This is a genomic window from Vibrio sp. J2-3(2022) (assembly GCF_021725735.1).
GTDB lineage: Bacteria > Pseudomonadota > Gammaproteobacteria > Enterobacterales > Vibrionaceae > Vibrio > Vibrio diabolicus.
Window position 1 is genome coordinate 675,196 of record NZ_JAKKCK010000001.1, and the last position, 26,545, is coordinate 701,740.

Sequence of the window (26,545 nt, forward strand, 5' to 3'; positions counted from 1 at the left end):
TTTATGTAAATAGGCCCTGAAATATCAGGGCCTTATTTTTTTACGTTCAATTTTCTGTATATAATAGCGAGTCACAAAGAAGTGAGGACGACCTCACCGCTCTATCTTTTCTCGGGGACGACCCCATCTCGTTGGGAAATATGACATGGCTTGGGGAATTCTCTTCATTGCTGGCTTATGCGAAGTGGCATGGGCTGTCGGACTAAAATACTCACAAGGTTTTACCAAATTGGCGGCATCTGGCTTTACCGTTACGTTTATGGTGTTGAGCTTTTGGTTACTTGGAATTGCATTAAGGACGCTACCACTCGGTATCGCTTACGGCGTTTGGGTAGGTATAGGAGCGATTGGAACGGCAATCGTCAGTATCTACATATTTAACGAGCCCGCGACGCTGATAAAATTGCTGAGTTTACTGCTTATTGTTGCCGGTATCGCTGGATTAAAATTATCTGCTTAACGTCAGTTTAAACATAAAAAGAAAGCCAGAGTCGACTCTGGCTTTTTACGTTTTAGTGTTGTCTCGCTTTGGGGCTGAAGGGTTAAGCGCTGCGCTTAACGAATGGCAATCGCAAATGGTGACCAAATACGTTAATGAGTGCGCCCGCTACAATTAGTGCACCACCGATGTACGTCCAAATGAGCGGGATTTCGCCGAAGAAAATGATGCCTAACAACACAGAAAATACGATCTGAATATACGAGTAAGCAGACGCTTTGCCCGCTTGCTGAGTTTGCATTGCTTTGGTTAATCCCAATTGCCCAACTTGGGTGAATACACCAACCAAAACCAACATGAAAGTCAGATACAGGTCGGGCATAACAAAATCATCGCCAATCAGTAAGAGTGAAGCGGGTAGAGCAACCAGAGGGAAATAGAAAATGATCACTGAACTATCTTCAGTTTGGCTAAGTTTTCTAACAATGACATAAGCAATTGAGCTACCAAATGCGCCCAAGATTGCAATCATTACGCTAAACATAGGTAAAGTGCGCTCTGCTTCTTGTCCTGTTTCTGGACTTACCATTATATAGATGCCGAGTAAGCACAAGGCAATGCAAAGGAACGTCGATGGTTGAATGCGTTCCTTCAAGAAAAAGACGGCTAGGAGCGCAGTAAATACTGGGTGAATGTATTGGAAGATGGTCGCTTCTGCCAAAGGTAAGGTAGTCACCGAATAATATACGCACATCAATGCCATGGTGCCCACTGCGCCACGCGCAAACAGTAATGGCTTATTATTGCCCCATACAGAAATTCGTTTTCGCTTAACATCTAAATAGCTGATAACAAGTGAGACGAGTGCCCTCGCTGCAACAATCTCAAATACAGGGATACCATGAAGACTGACATGCTTTACTGTGGCAGACATTAGCGCGAAACCGAATGCGGAGAGCACCATAAAGCGCACACCAATGGGAACCAGAGTGTTGAATGAATTAGACATTTTACTGCTCATTTGTTGCGACAGATCGCACTTTAGCATACTCAGCTCACAAAATGATCCGTGATATTCAAACACATCTGCCGAGAGTGAGAATAAGCAGTAGACTATGGAGTCTCAAGCAACCCTATCTTTGATTCGCGCATGGAGCGCATCTAGGAAATATCTAGATATTTAAGGAGCATACATGATCCCAGTACAAGCGACGCATACTTCTGGCGTTGTCATTTCTAAAATTGATGGCGTCGATAAAATGCTGTTGCTCAAACGTGTTAAAGGTGGTTATTGGTGCCATGTTGCTGGTGGGGTAGAGGCCGGTGAAACCGGATGGCAAACTATTCTCAGAGAACTGAAAGAGGAGACGCAAATTGACGATGTTGAGTTACATACTGCAGACTTTCTAGAACAGTTCTACGAAGCAAAAAATAACCGCATCATGGTTATTCCATGCTTCGTAATGTTTTGTTCACCTAACCAATCGGTTGTACTTAACGAAGAACACACAGAGTATTGTTGGTGTACGCTTGAAGAAGCAAAGCGACTAGCCCCGTTTGCAAATCAACACCACCTTTACGAACATGTGTGGAGGCATTACGTGGATGTGGAGTCGTTGACGCCATTTACGTTAATTGAACAAACAGACTAGACGAGATAGCCATCCTTTTAAGCACGTTTGACATAACGAATATGGAAGTTTGTTCTCAACGCAATGAGGCGGTAGGATTTGTGAGTAGTGTTTACTGAAAAAGGGATAATGTGGATGGATGAGGTCATGTGCCAAAAGGCGTATCAAGGAAATAGCATGCAGGCCAGTTTTTCTGTTTCAGAAAGGGTCTCAATTGAGCCTCTTACCACCAAACACGCGACCGTTTTACTGGAAGTGGTGAACACGTATCGAAACAGCCTCTCTGGCTATTTGCCTTGGACGGACTTTGTGACCAACCGCAGAGAAGCGGTGAACTACATCTCTCAGCGCGTGAACAGCAAAGCGTTAGATGCCCACTGGTGCGCTATTTATTTTGATGGGCAGTTTACGGGTGTTATTGGCATTAAAGGTGTGGATTCGCACACACGCGTCACTGAGATTGGCTATTGGCTTGCCAACAATGGGCGAGGACACCGAGTGATCGACCAAGTACTCGCGGTGTTGATTCCTTTTTTGAAGCAGAAAGGGCACGCGCAATTCATCCAATTCCACTGTATGGAAGACAACATTGCCAGCATCAATATTGCTGAGCGTGCTGGTGCTACATTAAAAGAATACATTGATCACGAGTTCGAGACGCTTGACCGCTCTCAACGGCTCGGCATTTATGAGTTGCGTCTGACTTAGCTCCAAACCCACTGATATTTTAATCAGAGTTCGACCCCTAATTTCGCGAGCGCTACAATAGTAACATTGTTGCGCTCGTGTTAATTTGGAGCGTCATTGGTTGAAACTAGGTTAGGAGAAGCATCATGAACGCAATCGCAGAGGTTGAAGTGGACAACCTGTTACAACAAAGCCTTGATCGCTTAAAAGCGGCGTATGCCGCCGAACCTTATCCTAGTTTGGATGAGCGTAAGCAGCGCCTTGTCTTGCTAAAACAAGCTCTGATTGCGAATAAACAAGCATTGGTGGAAGCGCTGAGTGACGATTTTGGTTATCGTTCCGAATTTGATACCGCCATGACCGACGTTTTGCCGACGGTCTCGCACATCAATTACACCATCAAGCAGCTAAAAAAGTGGTGCAAACCAAGTAAGCGTGAATCCGGTCTGTTGCTTGCTCCGTCGAAAGTGACTGTTCAGTATCAGCCACTCGGCGTGGTCGGGATCATTTCGCCGTGGAATTTTCCTGTCATTTTGAGCCTTGCGCCTTTAGTTACTGCTTTGGCCGCAGGTAACCGTGTGATGATGAAGCTCAGCGAATTTACGCCCAAAACCAATAAAGTCATCGTCAATATTTGTCGCGAGTTGTCTGAATATGTCGAAGTATTTGAAGGTGAAGCGGACGTTGCACGATCATTCAGCCAACTGCCATTCGATCATCTTTTGTTTACTGGCTCGACAAATGTTGGTCGCGCTGTGGCAAAAGCAGCGGCTGAAAACCTGACTCCAGTGACGTTAGAACTGGGTGGAAAATCTCCGGTGATCATTGCAGAAGATGCAGACATGAAGAAAACCGTTGATGCGATTTTGTTTGGTAAATGCATCAATGCCGGCCAGATTTGTGTCGCGCCTGATTACGCGTTTGTACCAAAAGAACGCGTCGAAGAGTTCATCACGCTGTTCTTAAAACGTTTTGAAAAACTCTATTTGAAATCCAACAAGAATCAAAAGCTGACCCATATTATCAATCAACGACAGTATGATCGTTTGACTGCGCTACTTGAGGACGCCAAAGCTCAGGGCGCAAGCATCCATACTGTTGAAGCGCCACCTCAACAGGAAAGGCTTTTGTATCCTCATTTGATCACAGACGTGTCGACAGATATGCGCATCATGCAAGAGGAAATATTTGGGCCATTTCTACCCATCAAGCCCTACAAAGCGGTAGATGAAGCGATTGACTACATTAATCAACACCAAAGACCACTTGCGCTGTATGTTATGTCGGACGACAAATCGACCATCAGACATATTGTACGCAACACACACAGTGGCGGCGTCGGTATTAACGACACGGTATTACACGTTGGCGCTGAAGATGCGCCTTTCGGTGGCGTTGGTGAATCAGGTATTGGTCATTATCACGGAGTGGAAGGATTCAGAACCTTTAGCCACGCGAAAACCGTACTCCACACGCCGAAATGGCTACCAAGGACGGGGGCATTAATGCGTCGCAGAGCTATGGCGATAAAAGCGATACAAAAGATCTTTGTTCGATAGTGGTTGGATTGATAAAAACCGCCCAAACGGGCGGCTTTTTTGGTTTCTATGCGTTCTAAATTGCGGATTACCAAAAGCCGAGAAGCTTCCGACACGCACCGCCAATAGAAAAAGAAAGGCTCTTTTTGAAAGAGCCTTTTCACGAAATGTCGACAGATTTTGGGAAGTTTAATGCAGAACTTCACTGCTGAATCTTAAGTATTTGCAGTCGTTCATTAGCTCTTTAAATGCCTTTCTATCTAGCTTAATCAGAGTTTCATGATCGCCGGCTTCAAGATAGACATGTTCCAAGTTTGCTAATCTTTCATCACAAACGGTCGACATGTGGTAAGGACTACCAATCGGTGGAATCGCGCCGTGCTCACAATCAGTGAAGAGTCGGTAAACCATACGCTCTTTCACCAAGTGGAAAGTAGCGTTAAATTCATCGTTTAATCTCGACAAACTGATTTTGTTGTTGGCAGGTAAGACTGCCATCATATGATGCCCTTCATGATCCTCAAGAATGACGCCTTTTGCGATATTCATTAAAGGCACACCTGCGGCAACACCACTTTGTAGCGAGCTATGACTGTGGCTGTGATTCACGGTTTGAAAGTGAATGTTATGCTCAGTCAAATATTCATCTAATCGGGTTGCAATCGTCATATAGCCTCCACGTGTATGAGACCCATAAAGAGTATAGGTGAGGCAAGCGACAATCGCGTATTTTACTCTGGTTTCGCTGACGCTCTTTCCGCTCCTGTTCTACGCTTATTGCAAGCCAGCGAGAAAGCGTGGTTAACAATAATAAACAGGGGGCAACATGAGCAAGCCAATCATCGCCGATAATAAGCCGATTAAAGTGAATCTAACCGAAGGGCAAGAATATTACTTTTGCCGATGTGGACGTTCTAAAAATCAACCTTATTGCGATGGGTCGCATTCGGGAACAGGCTTAAAGCCAATGAGCTTTACTGCGGAAAAAGATGAAGAGGCGTATCTCTGCCAGTGCAAGCATACCTCTAATGCCCCATTTTGTGATGGAACACATAAGCGTTTTTCTTCTGAGCAAGTCGGCAAAGAAGGCCCTGAGAAAAAACGAGAGAAAAGTGACAAACCGACTGCGTCCGCTACTCAAGAAGAACCAACCCTAGAGTTTATCCACCAGTTAGCGAGAGAAGGGCTCTCTAAACTCGGTCATCATGGTCCGATGGCTGCAATGGGGGTTCCTAGGCATTTGCTACCACATTGGGATGCTATACAAATCATGGTGGCGCAAATGGCGACACAACCGTTGTTGGAAGACGTTCCCGTATCAACTGAGTTGATTGTGGGGCCAAACGCGCGTAAGCCGCTCAAACTTGCTATCCCTTTATTGGTATCGGACATGAGTTTTGGCGCACTTTCGGAAGAGGCGAAAATTGCGCTAGCAAAAGGTGCTGAGTTGGCAGGGACTGGGATTTGCTCCGGTGAAGGGGGGATGTTACCTGAAGAACAAGCTGCAAATTCGCGGTATTTCTATGAGCTTGCCAGTGCTCAGTTTGGCTACGATGAATCTAAGCTTCTTAATGTTCAGGCTTTTCATTTTAAAGGTGGGCAGGGCGCCAAAACAGGCACGGGTGGTCATCTGCCTGCAAATAAAAATGTAGGTAAGATCTCTCAGGTGAGAGGTCTCCCCGAAGGACAACCAGCGATCTCACCGCCAACATTTAAAGATCTTCATACTACTCACGATTTCAGAAAGTTTGCTGACAGAGTCCGTGGCATCACTGGCGGCATTCCAATTGGCTTTAAACTCAGTGCAAACCATATTGAGCAAGACATACAATTTGCGCTCGATGCGGGTGCCGATTACATCATCTTAGATGGTCGCGGTGGTGGTACGGGCGCGGCGCCAACTATGTTCCGTGATCATATTAGCGTGCCAACTATTCCTGCGTTAGCTCGTGCGCGTAAGTACTTAGATGAAAAAGGCGCAAGTGACCGTGTCACATTAATCATCACTGGTGGGTTGCGAGTTCCTACGGATTTTGTCAAAGCGTTGGCACTTGGGGCAGACGGAGTGGCGATAGCAAACAGTGCGATGCAATCGATCGGTTGCGTCGCGGCCCGGATTTGTAACACCAATAATTGCCCAGCGGGGATCGCAACGCAAAATGCCGATTTGAGGCAGCGTCTCGATATCGAAAAATCATCTCAGCAACTGAAAAATTTCTTCGAATCCTCCGTCGAGCTCATGCAAGTTATGGCAAGGGCATGTGGTCACCACGCTCTGAATGAATTTAGTCGCCATGATTTAGCGACCTGGGATCACAACATGGCGAGGCTGTCTGGGATTAAGTATTCAGGTATGGACTTAAACTGATCTCTATCCATATTTTCTGCATATAGGTACATGTTTGATAACAATTATTTATTAGCCGAGATATGGAAATTTTGACTTGGCGTTAACTAAAAATTCAGTGTATGAACTACGCTGTTTGAGGTGGATATTCGATTTATTGAATAACAAAGAGTGGTTACCACAACCACGATACGAAGGAGCATTATATGAGCAACACAAACGGCGGTTCGGTAGGTAAATGTCCAGTTATGCATGGTGGGCAAACATCTACAGATAAGTCGGTGATGGATTGGTGGCCGAATGCCTTAAACTTAGACATCCTGCATCAACACGACTCCAAAACCAACCCATTTGGGCAGGACTTTAATTACAAAGAAGAACTGAAAAAGCTAGATGTCGAAGCACTTAAAAAAGACTTAAAAGACTTAATGACTGATAGCCAAGACTGGTGGCCTGCCGACTGGGGACATTACGGCGGTTTAATGATCCGAATGGCATGGCACGCAGCGGGTAGTTATCGTATCGCGGATGGACGTGGCGGCGCTGCGACAGGCAACCAGCGTTTTGCTCCTCTCAACTCTTGGCCAGATAACGCAAACCTCGATAAGGCTCGCCGCCTTTTATGGCCCATCAAGAAAAAATATGGCAACAAATTAAGTTGGGCCGATCTGATTGTCCTTGCCGGTAACATGGCGTATGAATCCATGGGCTTTAAGACCTTTGGTTTTGGCTTTGGGCGAGAAGACATTTGGCACCCAGAAAAAGACACTTATTGGGGGTCCGAGCAAGAATGGTTAGCCACAAGTGACGCTGATAACAGCCGCTACTCTGGTGAGCGAGATTTAGAAAATCCACTTGCCGCAGTAATGATGGGGCTTATCTACGTCAACCCAGAAGGGGTGGACGGGAACCCAGATCCTCTCAAAACAGCACATGACATGCGTGTGACCTTTGCGCGAATGGCAATGAACGATGAAGAAACTGTCGCGCTCACAGCGGGTGGTCACACGGTCGGTAAGTGTCATGGTAATGGTGATGCCGCAAACCTTGGTCCAGAGCCCGAAGCCGCAGACGTTCATGAACAAGGTCTTGGCTGGATTAACCACAAAACACGTGGCATTGGCCGTGACGCTGTAACGAGTGGTATTGAAGGTGCTTGGACGACACACCCTACACAATGGGACTACGGATACTTCCACCTACTATTTAAGTACGATTGGGAGCTGAAGAAAAGCCCAGCAGGTGCGTGGCAGTGGGAGCCAATCGACATTGAAGAAGAAGACAAGCCTGTCGATGTTGAAGACGGCTCTAAGCGCTACAATCCAATCATGACTGACGCCGATATGGCGCTCAAAATGGACCCTGAATATCGCAAGATTGCAGAAAAGTTCCAAAATGACCCAGCGTACTTTGATGATGTTTTTGCTCGTGCCTGGTTTAAGTTGACACACCGCGATCTAGGACCAAAATCATGTTATTTCGGACCTGATGTGCCAAGCGAAGATCTTATTTGGCAAGACCCAACGCCTGCAGGTAAGACAGACTACGATGTCGATTTAGTGAAAACAAAAATCGAAGCAAGTGGCCTATCCATTAGTGAGCTAGTAAGCACGGCTTGGGATAGTGCGCGTACTTACCGTGGCTCTGACCGCCGAGGTGGCGCAAATGGTGCGAGAATTCGTTTGTCTCCGCAAAAAGATTGGCAAGGAAACGAGCCAGAGCGTCTGAGTCGTGTTCTTGCTGTGCTAGAAAAAATAGCAGCAGAAGAGGGCTGTAGTGTTGCAGATGCTATCGTGCTTGCTGGTAACGTAGGTATTGAACTGGCTGCGCGTGCCGCAGGTCATGATGTATCTGTGCCATTCGCGCCAGGCCGAGGTGATGCCACCCAAGAGATGACGGATGTTGAATCATTCGAAGTTCTTGAGCCTGTGGCTGACGGTTTCCGAAATTGGTTGAAGAAAGACTACGCGGTTAAGCCGGAAGAGCTTTTATTAGATCGTGCTCAGCTTATGGGGCTAACGGCGCCAGAAATGACGGTACTTATCGGTGGTATGCGCGTTTTAGGCAGTAACTACGGCGGTGGAAAAGAGGGCGTATTTACTGACCGAGTCGGCACTTTGTCGAATGATTTCTTCGTGAACCTTACTGACATGTCATATACGTGGCAACCGGTAAGTGCTAATCAGTACGAAATACGTGATCGTAAAACAGACCAAGTGAAATGGACGGCAACTCGAGTGGATCTTGTCTTTGGCTCAAACTCGATTCTACGCTCGTACGCGGAAGTGTATGCGCAAGATGATAATCAGGAAAAATTCATCCACGACTTCATCGCTGCATGGACGAAAGTCATGAACGCCGACCGTTTTGACTTGTAATAAGTCAAACGATGCAAATCGGTAGATGCGTAAACAAAGTTGATGAATAAGTAAGAGAGGCGGGCGCAAAGCTCGCCTTTTTCTTTACCTGTCTTTTTACTTTGATTGTTACTTTGATTGATAATTGAGCTCATTTGAACCATAATGACTAGACCATATGAACCATAGGAGCTTGATATGGCAACTGCAGCATTAAAAAGCTTTAAGCCGAAACAATCTCATAAAGCCAATTTCTGGCTTATGCTAGGTATTGAAGATGCTGAAACGGGTCGTATTGATGCGGTTCACAAAGGCTTTGAGCCCAAGGTATACCGGAACATTGTTGATCGAGTAAAGCTTTCTCAAAGTGAATTCCAACATGTGACACTGATTCCTGTTAGTACAATTAAGCGTCGTCTTAAAAATGATGAGCGTTTTAATACTCAAGAGAGTGATGCAATCTATCGATTAGCGATGTTATTGAAACTCGCGACAGAGTTGTTTGACGACGAAGAGCGCGCGTTAAAATGGATGAGAGAGAATGTGTACGGCTTAGGTGGAAAAAGGCCGCTAGACATGGTCTCGACCACGGTGGATTTTGAAATCGTCAAAGATTTGATCGGCCGTTTAGAGCACGGGGTGTTCTCGTAATATGAAGCTCTATCGTCTCACACAAAAGAAATTTGCTGACACGCCATTCAGCCCCGTTGGCGCAAAGTTGTTTGGAGGGCGATGGAACTCAAAAGGAACCGAAGCCCTCTACTTCTCTGAATCGGAATCCCTTTGCTCGTTGGAAGTGTTTGTTCACGTAAATAACGATCCAGCTATCACCAAACTGTACGATTTATATCGTATTGAAATGCCCGAATATCTCATCGCCACCTTAGATGAAGAAGATCTCCCAGTGACGTGGCGAGCAATACCGGCGAGCGAGTCTACACAGTACATTGGTGACCAGTTTCTAAATGATCCTCATCCCGAGTTTGCCGCACTGCAAGTGCCTTCAACGATTTCACCTCGTGATAAAAACTACGTGGTGAACCCAAATCATCCCAAAATGAAAGAGATCATCAAGAAAGCCGAAAAGCTCGATTTCGCGTTTGACCCACGCATTTTCAAATAAACACGCTGGCTTTCTCTCGCTTTAAAATATTCAGCGCTTACCTGAGATAGCGCTGAAGCATAAAAGTTTATTCTCTTGGTTATTGCCGGTCGTAAGTGAACTGTTGCGCTTCATTTGTGCTGTTGTGGTAATGCCCAAGCACCAACTCAGCACCTTTGTAAGATAAATGGCTGTCATCGGTATACATGGCGTTGTTCGCACCAACTTTCATTCGACATACGCCATTTCTGCAAATGGCATCGGTCAAGTCGACAAACTCAACGTGCTCAAATTGCTCAAAGTAGTTCACTAACTTCGCCACGTTTTGAGGGTGATGTCGCTTGGGAGAGAAATCGCATGCGGACTCTTCCGGCTCGCCAAACAAACGCGCTTTCCAAAGGCATTCACCCACCGCAAACGGTGCGGAAGGCGTTGGGCCGAAAACGACCACTTCTTTCCCTTCCAGTTCATTCAACAATCCAGTTAATGATGCCTCATAATCGGCTTGTGAAAGCTCTTTATTGAAGTTGGAAGAGATAACGACGCGACGAATAGAAGGGGTACGCAAAATGGTATTGACTGCCTGTTTGAAGAACTGTCGGCAAGAAATTGAGCCAGCAGCTTCGAGGATGTCGACATAACCGACCGCACAGGAATCTTGAGTAAGTTGCACCACGCCAGTTGGTGTTACTTCGGATAGACGCTTCACGTAAACCATGCTGTGACTATTGCCTAACACAGCAATGGTGGGTTGCGGCGCAGACGAGCACACATCGTTAACGTCAGTGTTGCCGTTGCAATCTAAACCGTAACCGTTATTAACGCGCATGGCCTCGAAAAATGCGCTTCTTTCTGGAAAACCACCGTTTTGATGACCAATAACGCCGAACGTCAGCAAGGGTAACGTCAAAACCGCAATAACCGCAGACACAGTGCGCATGCTCATGGCTTTTCGGCTGCGGAACGGCTTTTCAACAAAGCGCCAAGTGAAGTAAGACAGTATAAAAAGAGCGGCAATGTAAATCGGGATATTGACGTCTTGTGTTGTGTCCAACACGTAGCGGTAAAAGACAAATAATGGAATGTGCCACAAGTACAAGCTGTAGCTGATTAAGCCGACAAACACGACCCATTTGAGGCTCAGCAATTTACCGCAGACATTGTCTTTAGAGGCAAACAAAATCACTAACGCGCTACCGATGACCGGCACCAGCAGCGTAATGCCTGCGCCATCTTGCGATTTTTCAAACAAAAGCGCGGAAGCCAATATCAAAACGATGCCAATGGTTGCTAGAGTATCGTTAGATTGAACTTGGACTTTTCTCATCACTAATGCGAGTAATGAACCGGTTGCCAGCTCCCAAGCACGAGAGAAGATCATGTAGAAGGCGAAATCAGGATCGTTGCTCGCATAGACAATAGTCATCAAACTCAGCGCAAATACCGCGATGAAAAAAGTCAGGTAAAACGCGTTTTTGCCACGAGCGAGTAGCATGAGTAGCAAAGGAATGACAATGTAGTATTGTTCTTCAACGCCCAAGCTCCAAGTGTGAAACAGCGGATTGGCTTGATCTTCTAAACCGAAGTAATTGTGGCCTTTTAAATACAGAAGAATGTTGGATGAAGAAAGAATAGAAGACACTGCGAACTGACCAACGTCTTTGTGTGCTTGTGGCAAAAACAGCCACCAAGACATCAAGTAGCTGACGGCAATCACCACCAGTAGCAGGGGAAGTATGCGGCGAATGCGTCGCTCATAAAAATCACCGAGGCTGAACTTCTGGTTTTCCAAATCGTTAATCACGATGGTGGTGATCAAATAGCCGCTGATAACAAAAAATACGTCGACGCCAATAAAGCCACCAGCGAACTGCTCAACACCTGCATGAAACAAAATCACCAACGTGACAGCAATCGCCCTTAATCCGTCTACTTCCGCTCTGTAAGTCATATCGTGTCCCTCCAACATTCCGTTTAACGAAGTAGAGCAAAATATGAACCAGAAATAATGTTGCTTTAAATCAGGGCCTTAAAGTGATTATCAAAATGAAAAGGCTGGGGGAAATAACGAATTCCCAAATTGAATTTCAATATGGAAATCCCAGAAAGAGTGATGTTAAGAAGCGCTAAATCAAAGAACGTAAAGCGCGAGGCTCTTAGACTTCATTGAAAATGATAACGCTAAAGAAACAATGACAGAGAATACGATTCAGGAAAAAATTGCCAGCTTTACTTGTATCGAAGAAGCGTTGGATTACTTCGAAATCGAGTTTGATAGCCGATTTATCGAAAACAACCGAATCGAGTTGGTTAAGAGATTTAATGGCTACTTAATCCTCACTAAACCGGATGATTGGTTTTCAGGCCGCCGCGCACTGAAAAATGCCTACTGTAAAGTACAACGCAGTTTACTAAGTAAAACGACGCGCTCTGCGTGCCGAGGTTGTACATCTTGTCAAAGACGTTAACTCTTGGTGGCTTGCCTAAAAAGAACCCTGCATCTTGGCCTCACAGGGGGAAGAGCAAGGTTCTTTTGGGTTAGCTATTGGTTTGTCGCGAGTTGCGAATCAGCTTTACGTAGATGAATTAACCCGCGTGATACGCAGGGTAGTCCACTAAACCTTTTTCACCGCCGCCGAACAATGTGGCAGGGTCATGTTCTGCCAGTGGATAGCCATGCTTGATGCGGCTTGGTAAGTCTGGGTTTGCAACAAACGGACGACCAAAACCGATCATATCGGCTAAACCACTTTCAATCGCGTGTTGCGCCTTTTCTGCGTTGTAACGACCGGCATAGATCAATGTGCCTTTATACGCCTCACGAACTGCGGTTTTAAAGTCGTGCGGAGTGTCTGGCGCGTCGTCCCAATCCACTTCTGCAATGTGAATGTAAACCACATTGAGTTTATCAAGCAGCGCAGCAGCAGCGGTGTAGGTATCGACAGGTGTGCTATCAACGGTGCCGTTTAACGAAGTGAATGGTGCAAGGCGAACACCAACACGCTCTGCGCCAATGGCTTGCGTCATTGCTTCGACCACTTCACCCAGAAAACGCAGACGGTTTTCAATTGAGCCGCCGTATTCATCGGTGCGGTTGTTCGCTTCAGAATCGATAAACTGGTTAACCAAGTAGCCATTTGCTGCGTGAAGTTCGACACCATCAAACCCAGCTTTTATCGCGTTTAATGCGGCTTGGCGGTATTCTTCAATAACATTCTTGATGTCTTGTTTGGTCATCTCACGCGGCTCAACCACGTCGACAAAGCCAGGTTCGTCTGTGCCATTGTCGATAAATACTTTCACGTTTTCTGCTTTAAGCGCAGAAGAAGAAATAGGTTGCTCGCCGCCGATGTTGTCAGGATGAGTCACACGACCAACGTGCCATAATTGCGCGAAGATAACGCCGCCTTTCTCGTGCACTGCGTCAGTTACTTTTTTCCAGCCAGCAATTTGCTCTGGGCTATAAATACCCGGAGTCCACGCGTAGCCTTGACCCATTAGTGAAATTTGCGTGCCTTCAGCAACGATTAATCCCGCTTCGGCGCGTTGAGCGTAATAGGTGGCCATCATGTCGTTGGCAACATTACCCGGTTGAGAGGCTCGAGAGCGCGTCATCGGAGGCATAACGATGCGGTTTTTTAATGAGAGAAAGCCAAGTTGAATCGGTTGAAATAATGCGTCCGTCATAGGAAACCTCGTTATTGTTTAGTCTGAATCAGTTCGATTGGGTAGCCGTCGGGAGCTTTAATGAAGGCGATGTGCGTTTCTCCTCCTTTCATTGGACCGGGTTCGCGAGTGACGTTGCTGCCAAGCGCTTTGATTTTTTCGCAAGCTGCGTAAATGTCTTCACACCCAAGCGCTATGTGCCCGAATGCGTTACCTAAGTCGTAACTGCCGGTATCCCAGTTATAAGTTAGCTCGATGGTCGCGCCATCTGGTTGATCAGGGCTACCAACAAACACCAGTGAGTAACGGTATTCTTGGTTTTCAAAACGATCCAAAACGCTCATACCCAGAACGTTTGTATAAAATTCGATAGATTTGTCTAGGTCAACAACACGGATCATCGTGTGGAGAAACTTCATAAGTCGCCTTTCATAACATTGCGTAATCACGGTGCAAACCTTATCGCTACTCTAAATTAACTGGAAATTATCGTTAATTATGAAAATGATTATTTAACGTTATGGACAATGAGGTTGTTGGCCCTACAACGTGCAAACAAAGATTACTCGCCGTTTCTTTTTAATAATTGGCATATGCTAATTACTCTTTTTACAAGCTGAGTACTTAACATGTCCGCAAACAGCCACTTTCATTCCACTCACGAATCTCATTATCAATGTGCGGTTTGTTCTTCCATCGATGCGAATCCGAACTCTTTGGCTGTGAACTACCAGTGCCTAGCCGATGGTTCTGTTGTCGGAGAGTTTCACGTTTTACCGCGTCATCAAGGTTACACCGACCTGTTGCATGGTGGCATTGCGAGTTCGCTGCTCGATGGTGCAATGACGCACTGTTTGTTATTTAAAGACATTCAAGCCCTTACCGCGCAGTTGGATGTGCGCTACCATGCACCTATTGAGCTAGATGAGCACGTTATGATTACTGCACACTGTGAAGGTGAACGCCGCGGTATATATCAACTGGTGGCTCAATTGCTGGTCAATAATGAAGTTAGAGTGACGGCAAAAGGGAAGTTTATTCGTCCTAAAGAGGCGTAAATAAAAACTCGTTCTACGGAGAGATAATGAAGAAATTTGATGAGCTGTACGCAATTGCGACGAGAAAATCTCAATATGACCAAACCAACACTTGGTTTAAAGGCGTAGAGACTTATCTGGAGGCCATTGGCAAAGAAGTCGATGAAGTCCGTGAAGAGATTCGTGAGGATCGCCTTTGTCATTTGGAAGACGAGTTAGGCGATGTGTTGTGGAACTATCTTAACGTATTAAAAGCGTTGGAAAGAGAAAAGGGCATAGATCCTGAGAAAGTACTCGAAAGAGCCTGCACTAAATACGAGCAGCGTGTATCTGCGATTGAATCGGGACGCAGTTGGGATGAGGTTAAACAGCAGCAGAAACAAGCCTTGAACGCGGAACATGAAGCCGCGCAACTAGAGACAATGAAGAGCCAATAACTGCGCGTGATATTATTTAAGATGCGGCGGAATGGGGAAGCCTGATCAATCCTTCGTGCTATTGACGAGCAGCAGGTCACAAGGCGGTTGATCAAGTAACGTGTCTACAGTGCTGCCAGACCAAAATTGGGATGACATGCTTCGCTTACACGCGCCCATAATCAGAATTGCCGCTTGTGATTGCTTAACTGCTTTTGGTAACGCCGTTTCAGGGTTTCCTTCTGGCAGCAGTAGTGGTACTCGTGTTAACTTTTGCGCAGTAATAAAGTCCGTAATGCCTGCTTTTTGGTTGCTCAAAATCTCTGCACGATAGCGAGATAGATAAGGCGCAACGTAGCGGCAGTAAACTAACGTCATTTTTCCGCTCAAGGTTTTTTCTAGCTTTGAGCCTCGCGATACGATGGCTTTATCTACGACCGATTTTGCATCTCCGCGATGAAGCGGATCTATCGCGCAAAGCATGTTGGCGTGAGAAGGCCATGAACGCTCACTTAATAGCAATAAATCACAATCGTTTTTTGCTAGCTCGGTGAGTAAGGTTTGAATGTCATGCTTGTTAAAATGCCCCACGAGCAGTAAATCTGTGTGGTCGACAAGCCGTTTCGCGACTTGAGCAATCCAATGACTCCCTTTGAAATGCTCGTAAGAGAGTGTTGGCGTTTCAACTTCCTCTTCTTCACAAAGTTCGATAACGAAGTCTTTAAATTTTGATGTCCAAGCTTCAAACTCAGCTTGTCTCTTTTCTATATGGTCAGAGTTGAAACTAAGGAAATGCGCGAACGCGTGATCTTCACTCCGGCGGTGATCTTCCACCAATACCACGATGGGTTGGGCCAGCGCTGTCGCAAACTGAATCACTTTACGAAGCACCTTACGACTTGGTAAGGCGGCTTGCTGAGTCAGAAAAAATACTGGTGCCATTGATTACTCCATTATCAAACGAGGCAAATGCGCCTAATGCACACTAAAAGTTTATACCATCCCCTTATACAAAGACGTTCTGTTTCTGCGAGCAAAATATAAATTCCGCAATTGTGCGCGCCATTGCCTAGAATTTTAACATCAGGATCTCATGCCTTTAGATAATAGACATCGTGTTGACATTAACGTGATGCCCAAGGAAATCGGTGACAATAATGATAGATTCCAGCCAATTACAAATTAATCGCAAAGTGCCTCATTTGCTTGCCGAGATCATTAAAGCGATAGAGTCGACCGAAGACCTCAGTTTTTTGAAAGACTATCAGGAAGCGCAAATCGCGAACATTTTGGAGTCGGTCAACATTGCTTATCGTAAACGCGTGATAGAAGCGGTGCCGCCAGAGAAGTACTGGACGGTATTAAATTTGCTGCGATACGACACCGCCAAGCACATTCATCAATCACTCAACAAAGAGCTGCAACATGAACGCTTAGCGTACATCACTGATTCGGAACTGATCATCTTTGCAGACTTTCTACCGACCGAATTTGTGGATGAGTACCTTATCGACCAAAGTGAAGAGTCGGTCGCGCACATTCAACAAGCGCTGTCGTATGAAGATAACAAAGTGGGGAGATATGCCGAGCCGTATTTTTTGGTCGCAAATCCTAAAAACAGCGTAGGAGGCATCAAAAACGAGTTGTTAAAACGTGGACAAAGCCCGGTGCGATTGATCATTGTGCGCGATGTCGGAGGCGTTATTGGGACGATAGAACCTCAAACCCTGTTGCTGCATGAGAACCATACCAAACTCACAGACTTGACCGCAGTCACGCCAATTCTGGAAGATATCCAAACGATTCAAAGCGTCAGTAAACAGGTCTCGATTGATGGTGGCGCGCATTGGTTTCCTATCATGGCTGGTGGCAAAATTATGGGCGTTTTGTCGATGGCGACCATCGCGATTACCTTGCGTGAACTCAGCCTACAAGCTGTAGTGGCAGAAAACGTACGAAGCGAAGAAGATTTGTTCACACCATTAACTGTGGCGACAAGGCTAAGAGCACTTTGGTTGGTGATTAATTTGCTGACCGCTTTTGTTGCCTCTGCCATCATTGGTATTTTTGATAATGTGGTCGAGCAAGTCGTTGCGCTTGCGATCTTAATGCCCGTGGTGGCGAGTATGGGCGGCATCGCAGGTAGCCAAACCTTAGCGGTGGCCATTAGGGGTATCGCACTCAACCATTTGCACCAAAGTAACTTGAAGCTATTGGTGAATAAGGAATTAAAAATCGCCACCATTAATGGCTTGATCATGGGATTAGTCATCGCGGGTGTCGTCTACATGGTGTTTGACTCTTGGCCATTGGCGCTTATTATCTGCTGCGCAATTTTTCTCAATAGTCTGGCGGCTGCGGCATCGGGTACGCTGATACCATTCACGTTGAAGAAGTTTAACATTGACCCCGCCGTGGCTGGCTCGGTAGTATTAACAACCGTTACCGATGTCGTCGGTTTCTTTGCGTTCTTAGGCTTAGGTGCCATCTTCTTGATATAGAAAGCCAATTGACGCGTTAACCTGATGATCCAATCTCTCCATTTCCCAACCCAATATTTTGGGCAAGTTTGATTCACTCAAAATTCCTCCGTTTTCATAAACGCTGAACACGCCGTTTAAGCTTTAATTTCATCAATATTTTTCACTGCTCATTTCTATCCCAAAACTTTCCATTGCCGATCTCGCTTAACGCTGGCGTGCCAAATGCCATGCCAATTTCAAACGCCAGATGATGCCAATTTTCTTGGCTGTACACGCATTACTTCACTCAAACAAAAAATAAGGAAACAATTTTGAATAAACTCATCGTATTCACTGGTGGTCCCGGTGCAGGAAAAACCTCGGTAATCGAACAACTAAAAACACAAGGCTTTATCTGCTCGCCAGAAACAGGTCGTCACGTAATACAAAGGCAGGTTACGAATCACGGTTCAGCATTACCTTGGAATGACAAACAAGCCTTTCGAGACGAAATGATGAAGGCAGAAGTGAGCAATTACCGAGCTTTCAATGTCCGCCAGGGGGACGTGTTTTTTGATCGCAGTATTGTGGACGTATATGGCTACAGCAAGTTGGAACAATTGCCAATCTCGCATGAGCTCATCACGCATTGCCAGACGCTTCGTTATCATTCTCAAGTGTTCATTTTTCCACCGTGGTCGTCGATATTCAGCAACGATGAAGAGCGAAAGCAAGATTTTTCTGAAGCGGTCGCCACGCATAAACAGATGGTCGATGCATACCACAAGTTCGGTTATCAATTGATCGAAGTGCCCAAAATGTCAGTCGAAGACAGAGTGGCGTTTATTCTCGACTCAGTCATCGAATAAGGCAGACAGATGAACAATGCAAACAAATGCGTAAGGCGATTGTGACCACGACGACAATATGCGTAAAGGGAGTTATTTATACTGGATAAAATTCAATAACTTAATTGAGCATTATGTCTTTTAAATATCTTACCTTATTGCTCGCAACGACGAGCATGAACAGCTTTGCTGATGTGGAGCTGCCTTCGGGGGATGATTGGTTAAACCATGTGACGAATGGCCTAGCCCCATATTGGATGATGGAAAGTGCGCATGGGCAACCTGCGGGGAATTTTCCGACATTTCGTTGTGATAACGGTGTCATTCTCGACCCACAAAAGCCGTGTGAAGAATTAAACAAAGGGTGGATTATCCCGCACTTCGATCGCGAATACACACGCATGAAATCGCGCCAAACTTACGCTTATGGCGTGCTTTTTCATCTTACGGGTGACAAACAAGCATTAGAGCTGGCAAAGAAAGGGGCTTATTACCTGATTGATCATCTACAAGATGAGAAAAACGGCGGCTTTGTGAGCTTTACGCGTAGTGGAAAACCGGGGATGGAGTGGCAACAGCGAACTTCTCAAGACCAAGCTTACGCCTTGGTGGGTTTAGCGATGTACTACTACTTAACGCAAGATCCAAAGGTTGAACAAGCACTTATCGACCAGCAAGCGTTTATATTTAAACAATACCGACGAAGCGATGATCGCGGTCTGGCGTGGGTTTTGAAAGATGGTGATGGAGAAAGTGAGAAGCAGCAAGAGTTAGTCGCTCAACTTGACCAAATCAATGGCTACCTGTTGTTAACGGCGCCACTTTTACCAGAACCAGCGCAAGCCAAGTGGAAACAAGATCTGGAGTGGCTGACGCAAGTGATGCTGGATAACTACCACTCCGACAAAGAGCAGCGCTTTTATGGCGCGATACACCACAAAGCGGTAATGATGCCAGATGCGAAGCACAATGATTTTGGACACACCATCAAAGCGTATTGGATGACGTATCTCACTGGTCAGTTGTTGGAGAATTACAATTGGACAGAGTTTGGTTTCAAAGGAATGAAACACACGCTTAAACAAGCGCAATACCAGCAAAACTTTGAGCAAGTCAAAGCGCTATTCTCACTAGAATGGCAGAGTAAATGGACGCAAGAGAGCATTCTTGCTTGGCAATCAAGACCGCACAAGCACTATAGCTCGTCTTGGGAATGGGCAGAACTCGATCAAGCGGCGATGACGGTTTCTCTTGTTGATGGTTCGATGAAAGAAACGCTTCAATATACATTACCCACCTTTATGGACGTGTGGGTGGATCATCAATACGGAGGTGTTGGTCTGAATCCTAAATCAACCAAAGCGTTCCATTGGGGAAATGGTTACCACCAGTTTGAACATGCGTTGGTCGGGTATTTGTACGCGCAACAAATGGCAAAACAGCCCGCTAAGCTTTACTACGCGCGACCAGCCGAGAGTAAAATACCACTTAATCCATATTACTTTAACGCGGATATAAAAGCGCTTTCATCGCAAAGTGATGGAGTCACTACCGCAACGTTCACCAATATTCGACCATAACTTGGTCGATGGTGGTGTGGTGGTTAAAGTCTGCGTGCAAACTAACAAAACCCAATGGTAAACTGCGGGTCTGTTTTACATAGTATTTAAAGGTAATTTGATGAACCCGATTCTTGCGATGTTGAAAGAAAACAATATTAGCGACGAGCAAATCAACGAGCTATTTCAGGCGTTAACTCAAAACCCTCTGGCTGCAATGGCAACTATCAGCCAACTAGGTCTGCCACAAGATCAGCTTCAAGCGTTAATGGCGCAGGTAATGCAAAATCCTGTACTGATTAAAGAAGCAGTGGAAGAGCTGGGCCTGGACTTCTCCAAAGTAGTAGAAGCCAAAGCTAAGCTACAGCAGTAATCGAGTTTTCGATAAAAACAAAAGCCGCCAGAGCCAAATAGTTCTGGCGGCTTTTTTACATCAGATGAAAGGTACGCGACTCCAACGGGAAAGCGAATAGGTTGAGCTTAACTTGGTGCTTGCATAAAAAATCAAGTGCGATTCTAGTCACGTCGCATGAACTCACGGGTGCTATTGGCAATAAATGAATTGTTTCTAATACATAGAACGTATTAACATGGTTGCACTAGACCTATATGAGTAAATTCATTGAATATACAATTTGAGAGAGAGGGTTTAGTTTTAAAAAATAATAGTTAGTTGGAATCTAGGTTAAATGAAAATAAATATATTTAAAAAGCTACAAGTTGTATTTCTTGTGGTGTCAGCATCTTTAATGGTGGGGTGTTCATCTATAGATGCGCATGCTGGTGGCGGATACGGAAAGCCGTTTTCAGGCACCGCGTTATCAGTCGCACGACAACCTTGCTATTTAAGATCTGATATTACTTCCATCGCGTTATATCCACTTTCATTGATTGACATTCCTTTGTCGTTAGCAACGGACGTTGTGTTTCTTCCTGTTGATTTAGTCATGGTAGCTACACCCACAACGAGTTATGGCGGCGTTGTTTCTCTAGGTTGTCCAAGCGGCAGCATGATCTAAAGTCTGATTTTATTGAAATAAATGGAAGGAAATGAAAGTGGAATCGAAAAATAATTACTCAACAGAAAACAACGCTCCCTCGGTGCTCTTTGTAACGTCGCTTTTGTGTCTGGCATCAGTTTGTTTGGCCATACTGCTATTTATTATTGAGTACATTTCTGGCATGGAAATGAACGGTGTCGGCTTTCTTGGGACGTTAATACCAGCGATGAGTGTAGGATATTATTTTGGCTATAAAACAGGGAATATAATGCCTTCGACAACGAGATGGTATTCAGTGCTGCTTTGGAATTTATCGAGCTTAGTGGTGTTTTCTCTCATCTTAATGTTTTTGGGCATCTCTATATTTGAATTGATAGCGGAACTAGGCTGGTTCAGTATTATTATCGTTGTATTAACGTTAATAACCGTTTGTCTCGGGTACTTTATTTTCAAGAGTGGTGAAAAAATGGCGATTAAGGTTTTGCTAAAAGCGCAAAAGAGTGCGTAACTCACAAATAACGAACGCTTAAAGATAGATACGTAAAAAAGACGCCAGCCATATCGTGCTGGCGTTATTGTCTTCTCTTTCTTTGTGCTTCTTTGGTCTCTAGCAAAATCGAATGTTTTAGACGAAACGGTCTTTCCACGAAAACTCAACATGTTTATGTCTGCCGAAACGTGTGTATAATTCGCCGGAAATTATGATTTACAGATAACGAAAGGTAAGTATGGCAGTCCTCGAAATTCTCTCCATTCCAGACCCAAGACTTAAAGTAAAAGCAGAAAAAGTCACTGATGTATCGACAGTACAAACGTTGATCGACGATATGCTAGAAACACTTTACGCAACGGGCAATGGCATCGGTTTAGCTTCAACCCAAGTGGGCAGAAAAGAGGCGGTTGTTGTCATCGATATCTCTGACGAACGCAATGATCCTTTAATCTTGGTCAACCCAGAAGTGGTGAGCGGAGAAAACAAAGCACTTGGTCAAGAAGGGTGCCTATCTGTTCCCGAATACTACGCCGATGTTGAGCGTTACACATCAGTTGTTGTGTCTGCATTGGACCGTGATGGTAACCCGATGACAATCGAGAGCGATGAGTTTTTAGCGATTGTGATGCAGCACGAAATCGACCACTTGTCTGGTAACTTGTTCATTGATTACCTTTCACCGTTAAAGCAAAAAATGGCGATGAAAAAAGTGAAGAAGTACGTAAAAGCGCAAGCTAAGTAATATGAAAGGAAGTAACTCACAACCGCGAGTTACTTCCTTTTACATCAAGAATAAGTAGAGTGCTTTATCGCGTTTTTTTGGGGACATAACGCTTCACGATCTTCATAAGCTTCTGAAATGAAGAACAGTCCATATGTGACTCATGAGGGCAGGTGGCAACATGGTTTAGGCTGTCTCGCACCGCTTTCAAACGTGTTATTTGCTCATCAGTTTCAAGCGCCTTTTTCGCCAGTAAGTCACGATCAATGTATGGTTTTGAACCTTCTGAGTGATTCAACATTTCTGCCATTTCGTTAAGTGATATTCCAGCGATACGCCCCAAACTAATGATGTTGAGTTTATTGAGTACCTCTGGTGAATATTGACGTCTCAATCCATTCCTTCCTATCGAGCGAATTAACCCCAACTGTTCGTAGTATCTGAGCGTTGAGGTCGGCAATCCTGATTTTTTAACCACTTCTGCAATATCCATATTATTCCTCATTGACTTCAAGTTGGCTTTAAGTTGTAGCATGCAACTAAGACCTTAACAAATCAAAAACTTGAGGAGCGAAAAATGCTGTTTTTAATAGGATTACAAGCGGCGCTAATAGGGATTGGTGCGACTTTGATAATGGATTTATGGGCTTGGCTACAAAGGAGAGTGTTTGGTATTCCCTCACTAAACTATGCATTGGTCGCGCGCTGGGTTTTGTACATGCCCAAAGGAAAGCTTATGCATGCGCCAATTATGGCAACAGACCCGATGTCGGGAGAAAAAGCACTCGGTTGGTTTTTGCACTATGCCATTGGTGTTTTTTTCGCTTTGGCTCACATTGCTGCTTTTGGGCATCATTGGTTGGTAGAGCCTAGTCTAGTGCCCGGCTTAGCCACTGGTGTGGTCACGTTGGTCTTCCCATTTTTTGTCATTCAACCTTGTCTAGGATTTGGTTTTGCTGCCAGTAAAACCCCAACACCTTGGAAAGCCCGTTTTCTTAGCACATTGGCGCATTTGGCTTATGGCTTGGGTTTATTCATAGCCGCGTTTGCAATCAAAGTGGCGAGCCAGTATTTTGCATAGGGAATATGAGCATCATGCAAACGAGTCTTTTTTGTTTTTATTTATGATGCTCAACTCTTGGTCGTTTTTGGCGCGTTGCTCATAGTGGGCGGATATGTTTGAGGTCTGTCGTATTTATCCAAGACGTAAAGTCAGCGAACATTTAACATTGCCTTAACGCCAGAATGGCAAGCGGTTTACCAAGAAAAATTAAAATTATCTGGTTTGACATAAAGAATATTAAGGGTTTCAGATGGCTTCAAAAGTGGCAGGGATATCAATACTGAGCTTATTGGCAGCGCCAGTTGCGATGGGAGAAACAGCCAGTGCTTATGATTTATGTTTGCTAGACAAAATTAAGCAAAGCAAAGGTGAGGAAACCATAAAGAGCATTCGCGCGCAGTGTGAGCTTGATGCAGTAACAAGCACAGTGCCCGCTGATCCAGAAATTGAAGAACCTGAGGAGCTTCAGGAAAGCTTGGTCGACAAGCGTTTGGAGTCAGAACGAGAAAACGCCTTTGAACCATTTAGTTTGGTGGCGCATCGTGTTAACTACATCTTGCCGTTCACTTACAGTGATCGCGTAAATAAGCGTGCTTATGCGGACACTAAGTACGGGGATGAGCTGCGTAAGGAAGAAGCGGAGTTCCAAATTAGTTTTAAAGTGCCAATGAACTACGACGATTTGTTGTTTGATGGGGATGGTTTGTTCTTTGGTATGACGCTCAAGTCATTTTGGCAAGTGTATACAGGAGCCGCATCGCGTCCATTTCGTGAAACCAATTATCGTCCTGAGCTTTTTTATTATACCCCGACAGACTGGAAGCCACTTGATGGTTCGACTTGGTTAGGTTTTGGTATTGAGCATGAGTCGAATGGGCAGAGACAAGAGTTATCGCGCAGTTGGAATCGTGTTTACGCCAACTTAACCTTTGCGAAAGACAATTTTGCGGTTTCTCTTCAACCGTGGTGGCGTATACCTGAGGATGAAAAAACATCTCCGAATGATCCTAAAGGTGATGATAACCCGGATATCGAAGATTACATGGGGCACTTTGAGCTATCGAGTGCGTACAAATGGAATGGTTATGAGTTTACCTTCTTAGGCCGCCAGAACTTCCAAACGCATAAAGGCTTTGCCGAATTAGGGGTGTCATTTCCGATCTGGGGCAAACTTCAGGGATACGCACAGTACTCGACGGGGTATGGTAAGAGCTTGATTGACTATGATCATAATCAGCAGCGCATTGGTGTTGGTATCGCGATCAACGGTGTTCTGTAGTTTTTCGGTAGCCCATTAGAAATAAACGCTGGCAATTGAGATTTCAGTATTTAGAATGCGTGGCTGAAATTGATTTCCAACCTAGAGTGATTTTATGCTTCGTGATTACACCTTCGATTGTCTTGTAACCATGCCTCGTCATGAACTGGAAGAGTTTAGTGCTCGCATGATCAGTAAAATGGTGCCTGAAGACGTGATGAATGAGCTATTTACTTTCGATCAAGAAGAAGTGGATAGCGAAGACCGTATGTTGTCTGCACGTCTTGATGCCATGTTACGCATGACAGCAATCGCACTGAGTGAAATTCAACAAGCGTTTGATGACTCAGACAATGCGAAGCAAAATAGCGAGCGAATGACGCGACTGGTTCTTTGGCATTTCTATGCGATTTCATTCCATTTGGAAGAGGCGATCACGTTAGAAACACACTGTGCACTAGTGGAAAAGCTACTCGAAAATACACCTTCGGATGTTTTTGATTGGGTAAAAACATTGACGGAACTTCTGCACACTTACGCTGAAATCAACGCGAAAGAAAACCCTCAAGACTAAGGTTTTTGTCGTTAATCCTTCAGTAAACAAGGCGAGCCATCCGGTTCGCCTTGTTTTATTTTTGCATCTGTAAAATCCGCAGTTTTGTACTTTTGACGTACACCACAAGCCTCGCTTTAGGTTCGCTTCTCACTAGCGAATAGGGCGATTCCTTCTTACACTAAAATCAAAGTGTTTGTTTTCGAACACTTTAATGCGTCATTAAGGTGTGTCTTCCAATCCACTTAAATACGGATAATTTATGTCGGAGAACGTTCTGGTTTTTAAATTTGAGCCTATTTTGAAGCGTATATGCCTTCTATCTCGGCTACATTTTCGTTGCGGGCGTAAATAATGGACCCGTTAACGCAAGGTTTACTTGGCGCTGCTTTGCCACAGTCTGCAAGTAACAAGCGGCACATTGTGGCTGCTGGCGTGTTAGGCGTGGTTTCAGGGATGGCACCGGATTTGGATGTACTTATCCGTTCATCAACTGACCCATTGCTGTTTTTGGAATATCACCGACACTTTACCCATTCATTGTTGTTTATCCCTTTTGGCAGCTTTCTCTGTGCTTTAGTGTTGTATCCGTTGTTAGCAAAAAAGCGAGGACTAAGCTTCCGGCAGAGTTGGTTTTATTGTGCCCTTGGTTATAGCACCCATGCGCTGTTAGATGCTTGCACCAGCTATGGGACTCAGCTTTTTTGGCCGATAAGCAACACACGCTATGCTTGGAACACAATCTCGGTTATCGACCCCGCTTTCACATTTCCTATTTTGATCCTGCTTTTGTTTGCCGCACTGAAGCGAAATCGAAATTACGCGCGTGTCGCATTTCTATGGTCTCTGGCTTACCTGACACTTGGGGTTATTCAACGAGATAGAGCAGAAGCGGCCGGATGGAAAATCGTCCAAGAGCGACAGCACAGCGCTGTGCAGCTAAAAGCAAAACCAACCTTCGGCAATCTTTTGGTCTGGAAAGTGATTTATGAAACGGAAGATAACTACTATGTGGATGCGGTAAGAGTGGGGCGTTCAATAAAAATCTACCCAGGCGAATCCACACCAAAGCTCAATGTGAAGACTCAATTTCCATGGCTCGATCCGCAATCGCAGCAAGCGAAAGACATCGAACGTTTCCGTTGGTTTTCAAATGGTTTTGTAGCGCAAGACCCGAATAACGAAATGCGAATTGTTGACGTGCGTTACTCCATCATTCCAAACCAAATTAACGCGCTGTGGGGCATCAATTTATCACCCAACGCTAGCCCGAATGTGCACGTCGAATACACTGCTCATCGAGGTAGTACAACGGAAGACCGCCAAACTTTTCTCAATATGCTTACGGATTTTGAGTGATGGTTTTT

29 protein-coding genes are annotated in these 26,545 nt (G+C 45.1%); 22 read left to right on the forward strand and 7 right to left on the reverse strand.

Annotation, left to right across the window (positions count from 1 at the left end):
- Window positions 1-145 precede the first annotated feature (145 nt).
- The gene (locus L3V27_RS02880; protein WP_005395239.1) at window positions 146-460 is read left to right on the forward strand and encodes a multidrug efflux SMR transporter; all 315 of its coding nucleotides are present in this window, start codon (window positions 146-148) and stop codon (window positions 458-460) included.
- Window positions 461-542: 82 nt separating this feature from the next.
- On the opposite strand, the gene L3V27_RS02885 is transcribed toward L3V27_RS02880, so the two are convergent.
- Window positions 543-1,448 carry a DMT family transporter gene (locus L3V27_RS02885; protein ID WP_005395238.1) on the reverse strand — a complete coding sequence of 302 codons (906 nt, stop codon included), beginning with the start codon at window positions 1,446-1,448 and terminating at the stop codon, window positions 543-545.
- 184 nt (window positions 1,449-1,632) lie between these two features.
- Here L3V27_RS02885 and L3V27_RS02890 point away from each other — a divergent pair, with 184 nt between their 5' ends.
- The 3 genes from L3V27_RS02890 (at window position 1,633) to L3V27_RS02900 (ending at window position 4,316) form a co-directional block, all read left to right on the forward strand.
- Window positions 1,633-2,091: an NUDIX domain-containing protein gene (locus L3V27_RS02890; protein ID WP_237310976.1), complete on the forward strand. Its 459-nt coding sequence runs from the start codon at window positions 1,633-1,635 to the stop codon at window positions 2,089-2,091.
- 114 nt (window positions 2,092-2,205) lie between these two features.
- On the forward strand, window positions 2,206-2,778 hold the full coding sequence (locus L3V27_RS02895) for a GNAT family protein (RefSeq protein ID WP_054867401.1): 573 nt from the start codon (window positions 2,206-2,208) through the stop codon (window positions 2,776-2,778).
- Between the two features lie 125 nt (window positions 2,779-2,903).
- Window positions 2,904-4,316, forward strand: coding sequence for a coniferyl aldehyde dehydrogenase (locus L3V27_RS02900; protein ID WP_237310977.1), 1,413 nt, complete (start codon window positions 2,904-2,906; stop codon window positions 4,314-4,316).
- A gap of 168 nt (window positions 4,317-4,484) precedes the next feature.
- On the opposite strand, the gene L3V27_RS02905 is transcribed toward L3V27_RS02900, so the two are convergent.
- Window positions 4,485-4,964 carry a YbaK/EbsC family protein gene (locus L3V27_RS02905; protein ID WP_006742302.1) on the reverse strand — a complete coding sequence of 160 codons (480 nt, stop codon included), beginning with the start codon at window positions 4,962-4,964 and terminating at the stop codon, window positions 4,485-4,487.
- Window positions 4,965-5,121: 157 nt separating this feature from the next.
- Here L3V27_RS02905 and L3V27_RS02910 point away from each other — a divergent pair, with 157 nt between their 5' ends.
- From L3V27_RS02910 to L3V27_RS02925, 4 genes are all read left to right on the forward strand, one after another.
- Window positions 5,122-6,663 (forward strand): glutamate synthase-related protein, encoded by a 1,542-nt coding sequence (locus tag L3V27_RS02910; RefSeq protein WP_237310979.1) that lies wholly within the window; start codon window positions 5,122-5,124, stop codon window positions 6,661-6,663.
- A gap of 185 nt (window positions 6,664-6,848) precedes the next feature.
- A complete protein-coding gene (katG, locus tag L3V27_RS02915) occupies window positions 6,849-9,020 on the forward strand; it encodes a catalase/peroxidase HPI (protein ID WP_046876036.1) in 2,172 nt (723 codons plus the stop codon).
- Window positions 9,021-9,197: 177 nt separating this feature from the next.
- A complete protein-coding gene (locus L3V27_RS02920; protein WP_006742299.1) occupies window positions 9,198-9,650 on the forward strand; it encodes an antitoxin Xre/MbcA/ParS toxin-binding domain-containing protein in 453 nt (150 codons plus the stop codon).
- A 1-nt stretch (window position 9,651) separates the two neighbouring features.
- Window positions 9,652-10,122, forward strand: a complete 471-nt coding sequence (locus L3V27_RS02925) for an RES family NAD+ phosphorylase (RefSeq protein WP_005376497.1) — start codon at window positions 9,652-9,654, stop codon at window positions 10,120-10,122.
- A gap of 79 nt (window positions 10,123-10,201) precedes the next feature.
- Here L3V27_RS02925 and L3V27_RS02930 read toward each other — a convergent pair whose 3' ends face one another.
- On the reverse strand, window positions 10,202-12,052 hold the full coding sequence (locus L3V27_RS02930; protein WP_237310980.1) for an acyltransferase family protein: 1,851 nt from the start codon (window positions 12,050-12,052) through the stop codon (window positions 10,202-10,204).
- 241 nt (window positions 12,053-12,293) lie between these two features.
- On the opposite strand from L3V27_RS02930, the gene L3V27_RS02935 reads away from it, so the two are divergent.
- The gene (locus L3V27_RS02935) at window positions 12,294-12,569 is read left to right on the forward strand and encodes a nitrogenase-stabilizing/protective protein NifW (protein ID WP_048624982.1); all 276 of its coding nucleotides are present in this window, start codon (window positions 12,294-12,296) and stop codon (window positions 12,567-12,569) included.
- A 118-nt stretch (window positions 12,570-12,687) separates the two neighbouring features.
- On the opposite strand, the gene L3V27_RS02940 is transcribed toward L3V27_RS02935, so the two are convergent.
- Window positions 12,688-13,788: an alkene reductase gene (locus L3V27_RS02940; protein ID WP_237310982.1), complete on the reverse strand. Its 1,101-nt coding sequence runs from the start codon at window positions 13,786-13,788 to the stop codon at window positions 12,688-12,690.
- Window positions 13,789-13,799: 11 nt separating this feature from the next.
- Window positions 13,800-14,186, reverse strand: coding sequence for a lactoylglutathione lyase (gene gloA / locus L3V27_RS02945; protein WP_237310984.1), 387 nt, complete (start codon window positions 14,184-14,186; stop codon window positions 13,800-13,802).
- Window positions 14,187-14,396: 210 nt separating this feature from the next.
- Here gloA and L3V27_RS02950 point away from each other — a divergent pair, with 210 nt between their 5' ends.
- Together L3V27_RS02950 and L3V27_RS02955 are read left to right on the forward strand one after the other, a co-directional pair.
- Window positions 14,397-14,825 (forward strand): PaaI family thioesterase, encoded by a 429-nt coding sequence (locus L3V27_RS02950; RefSeq protein WP_134645626.1) that lies wholly within the window; start codon window positions 14,397-14,399, stop codon window positions 14,823-14,825.
- 26 nt (window positions 14,826-14,851) lie between these two features.
- Complete coding sequence (locus tag L3V27_RS02955) at window positions 14,852-15,241, forward strand: MazG nucleotide pyrophosphohydrolase domain-containing protein (RefSeq protein ID WP_005395204.1); 390 nt, start codon at window positions 14,852-14,854, stop codon at window positions 15,239-15,241.
- A gap of 45 nt (window positions 15,242-15,286) precedes the next feature.
- On the opposite strand, the gene L3V27_RS02960 is transcribed toward L3V27_RS02955, so the two are convergent.
- The gene (locus tag L3V27_RS02960; RefSeq protein ID WP_005395202.1) at window positions 15,287-16,162 is read right to left on the reverse strand and encodes a universal stress protein; all 876 of its coding nucleotides are present in this window, start codon (window positions 16,160-16,162) and stop codon (window positions 15,287-15,289) included.
- Window positions 16,163-16,377: 215 nt separating this feature from the next.
- Between L3V27_RS02960 and L3V27_RS02965 the strand changes: the two genes are divergently transcribed.
- The 7 genes from L3V27_RS02965 to def all read left to right on the forward strand — a co-directional run bounded on the left by L3V27_RS02965 (window position 16,378) and on the right by def (window position 22,325).
- The gene (locus L3V27_RS02965; protein ID WP_237310986.1) at window positions 16,378-17,721 is read left to right on the forward strand and encodes a magnesium transporter; all 1,344 of its coding nucleotides are present in this window, start codon (window positions 16,378-16,380) and stop codon (window positions 17,719-17,721) included.
- Between the two features lie 293 nt (window positions 17,722-18,014).
- Entirely contained in the window at window positions 18,015-18,551 is a 537-nt protein-coding gene (locus tag L3V27_RS02970; protein ID WP_025536841.1) for an AAA family ATPase, read from the forward strand.
- Window positions 18,552-18,664: 113 nt separating this feature from the next.
- The gene (locus L3V27_RS02975) at window positions 18,665-20,110 is read left to right on the forward strand and encodes an N-acylglucosamine 2-epimerase (RefSeq protein ID WP_237310988.1); all 1,446 of its coding nucleotides are present in this window, start codon (window positions 18,665-18,667) and stop codon (window positions 20,108-20,110) included.
- A gap of 100 nt (window positions 20,111-20,210) precedes the next feature.
- Window positions 20,211-20,462, forward strand: coding sequence for a DUF2999 family protein (locus tag L3V27_RS02980; RefSeq protein WP_005395194.1), 252 nt, complete (start codon window positions 20,211-20,213; stop codon window positions 20,460-20,462).
- A 316-nt stretch (window positions 20,463-20,778) separates the two neighbouring features.
- On the forward strand, window positions 20,779-21,108 hold the full coding sequence (locus L3V27_RS02985) for a YceK/YidQ family lipoprotein (protein WP_080253353.1): 330 nt from the start codon (window positions 20,779-20,781) through the stop codon (window positions 21,106-21,108).
- A 31-nt stretch (window positions 21,109-21,139) separates the two neighbouring features.
- Window positions 21,140-21,598, forward strand: a complete 459-nt coding sequence (locus L3V27_RS02990) for an ABZJ_00895 family protein (RefSeq protein ID WP_029817912.1) — start codon at window positions 21,140-21,142, stop codon at window positions 21,596-21,598.
- 220 nt (window positions 21,599-21,818) lie between these two features.
- Window positions 21,819-22,325 (forward strand): peptide deformylase, encoded by a 507-nt coding sequence (gene def / locus L3V27_RS02995; RefSeq protein WP_006742287.1) that lies wholly within the window; start codon window positions 21,819-21,821, stop codon window positions 22,323-22,325.
- A gap of 64 nt (window positions 22,326-22,389) precedes the next feature.
- On the opposite strand, the gene L3V27_RS03000 is transcribed toward def, so the two are convergent.
- On the reverse strand, window positions 22,390-22,797 hold the full coding sequence (locus L3V27_RS03000) for a helix-turn-helix domain-containing protein (RefSeq protein WP_237310990.1): 408 nt from the start codon (window positions 22,795-22,797) through the stop codon (window positions 22,390-22,392).
- A gap of 84 nt (window positions 22,798-22,881) precedes the next feature.
- Between L3V27_RS03000 and L3V27_RS03005 the strand changes: the two genes are divergently transcribed.
- From L3V27_RS03005 to L3V27_RS03020, 4 genes are all read left to right on the forward strand, one after another.
- Complete coding sequence (locus L3V27_RS03005; protein ID WP_124007846.1) at window positions 22,882-23,385, forward strand: DUF2938 domain-containing protein; 504 nt, start codon at window positions 22,882-22,884, stop codon at window positions 23,383-23,385.
- A gap of 232 nt (window positions 23,386-23,617) precedes the next feature.
- Window positions 23,618-24,646 (forward strand): phospholipase A, encoded by a 1,029-nt coding sequence (locus L3V27_RS03010; RefSeq protein WP_006742284.1) that lies wholly within the window; start codon window positions 23,618-23,620, stop codon window positions 24,644-24,646.
- Between the two features lie 94 nt (window positions 24,647-24,740).
- Window positions 24,741-25,199, forward strand: a complete 459-nt coding sequence (locus tag L3V27_RS03015; RefSeq protein WP_005395188.1) for a hypothetical protein — start codon at window positions 24,741-24,743, stop codon at window positions 25,197-25,199.
- 333 nt (window positions 25,200-25,532) lie between these two features.
- Complete coding sequence (locus L3V27_RS03020; protein WP_237310992.1) at window positions 25,533-26,537, forward strand: metal-dependent hydrolase; 1,005 nt, start codon at window positions 25,533-25,535, stop codon at window positions 26,535-26,537.
- Window positions 26,538-26,545: the final 8 nt, after the last annotated feature.

Coding starts and splice junctions, on each gene's coding strand:
- L3V27_RS02930 (WP_237310980.1), bottom strand. CDS start 12,052: ATGACTTACAGAGCGGAAGTAGACGGATTAAGGGCGATTGCTGTCACG.
- L3V27_RS02895 (WP_054867401.1), top strand. CDS start 2,206: ATGGATGAGGTCATGTGCCAAAAGGCGTATCAAGGAAATAGCATGCAG.
- L3V27_RS02975 (WP_237310988.1), top strand. CDS start 18,665: ATGTCTTTTAAATATCTTACCTTATTGCTCGCAACGACGAGCATGAAC.
- L3V27_RS02990 (WP_029817912.1), top strand. CDS start 21,140: ATGAAAGTGGAATCGAAAAATAATTACTCAACAGAAAACAACGCTCCC.
- L3V27_RS02955 (WP_005395204.1), top strand. CDS start 14,852: ATGAAGAAATTTGATGAGCTGTACGCAATTGCGACGAGAAAATCTCAA.
- L3V27_RS03000 (WP_237310990.1), bottom strand. CDS start 22,797: ATGGATATTGCAGAAGTGGTTAAAAAATCAGGATTGCCGACCTCAACG.
- L3V27_RS03005 (WP_124007846.1), top strand. CDS start 22,882: ATGCTGTTTTTAATAGGATTACAAGCGGCGCTAATAGGGATTGGTGCG.
- katG (WP_046876036.1), top strand. CDS start 6,849: ATGAGCAACACAAACGGCGGTTCGGTAGGTAAATGTCCAGTTATGCAT.
- L3V27_RS02985 (WP_080253353.1), top strand. CDS start 20,779: ATGAAAATAAATATATTTAAAAAGCTACAAGTTGTATTTCTTGTGGTG.
- L3V27_RS02905 (WP_006742302.1), bottom strand. CDS start 4,964: ATGACGATTGCAACCCGATTAGATGAATATTTGACTGAGCATAACATT.
- L3V27_RS02940 (WP_237310982.1), bottom strand. CDS start 13,788: ATGACGGACGCATTATTTCAACCGATTCAACTTGGCTTTCTCTCATTA.
- gloA (WP_237310984.1), bottom strand. CDS start 14,186: ATGAAGTTTCTCCACACGATGATCCGTGTTGTTGACCTAGACAAATCT.
- L3V27_RS02965 (WP_237310986.1), top strand. CDS start 16,378: ATGATAGATTCCAGCCAATTACAAATTAATCGCAAAGTGCCTCATTTG.
- L3V27_RS02880 (WP_005395239.1), top strand. CDS start 146: ATGGCTTGGGGAATTCTCTTCATTGCTGGCTTATGCGAAGTGGCATGG.
- L3V27_RS02920 (WP_006742299.1), top strand. CDS start 9,198: ATGGCAACTGCAGCATTAAAAAGCTTTAAGCCGAAACAATCTCATAAA.
- def (WP_006742287.1), top strand. CDS start 21,819: ATGGCAGTCCTCGAAATTCTCTCCATTCCAGACCCAAGACTTAAAGTA.
- L3V27_RS02890 (WP_237310976.1), top strand. CDS start 1,633: ATGATCCCAGTACAAGCGACGCATACTTCTGGCGTTGTCATTTCTAAA.
- L3V27_RS02980 (WP_005395194.1), top strand. CDS start 20,211: ATGAACCCGATTCTTGCGATGTTGAAAGAAAACAATATTAGCGACGAG.
- L3V27_RS02885 (WP_005395238.1), bottom strand. CDS start 1,448: ATGTCTAATTCATTCAACACTCTGGTTCCCATTGGTGTGCGCTTTATG.
- L3V27_RS02900 (WP_237310977.1), top strand. CDS start 2,904: ATGAACGCAATCGCAGAGGTTGAAGTGGACAACCTGTTACAACAAAGC.
- L3V27_RS02925 (WP_005376497.1), top strand. CDS start 9,652: ATGAAGCTCTATCGTCTCACACAAAAGAAATTTGCTGACACGCCATTC.
- L3V27_RS03020 (WP_237310992.1), top strand. CDS start 25,533: ATGGACCCGTTAACGCAAGGTTTACTTGGCGCTGCTTTGCCACAGTCT.
- L3V27_RS03015 (WP_005395188.1), top strand. CDS start 24,741: ATGCTTCGTGATTACACCTTCGATTGTCTTGTAACCATGCCTCGTCAT.
- L3V27_RS02950 (WP_134645626.1), top strand. CDS start 14,397: ATGTCCGCAAACAGCCACTTTCATTCCACTCACGAATCTCATTATCAA.
- L3V27_RS02935 (WP_048624982.1), top strand. CDS start 12,294: ATGACAGAGAATACGATTCAGGAAAAAATTGCCAGCTTTACTTGTATC.
- L3V27_RS02910 (WP_237310979.1), top strand. CDS start 5,122: ATGAGCAAGCCAATCATCGCCGATAATAAGCCGATTAAAGTGAATCTA.
- L3V27_RS02960 (WP_005395202.1), bottom strand. CDS start 16,162: ATGGCACCAGTATTTTTTCTGACTCAGCAAGCCGCCTTACCAAGTCGT.
- L3V27_RS03010 (WP_006742284.1), top strand. CDS start 23,618: ATGGCTTCAAAAGTGGCAGGGATATCAATACTGAGCTTATTGGCAGCG.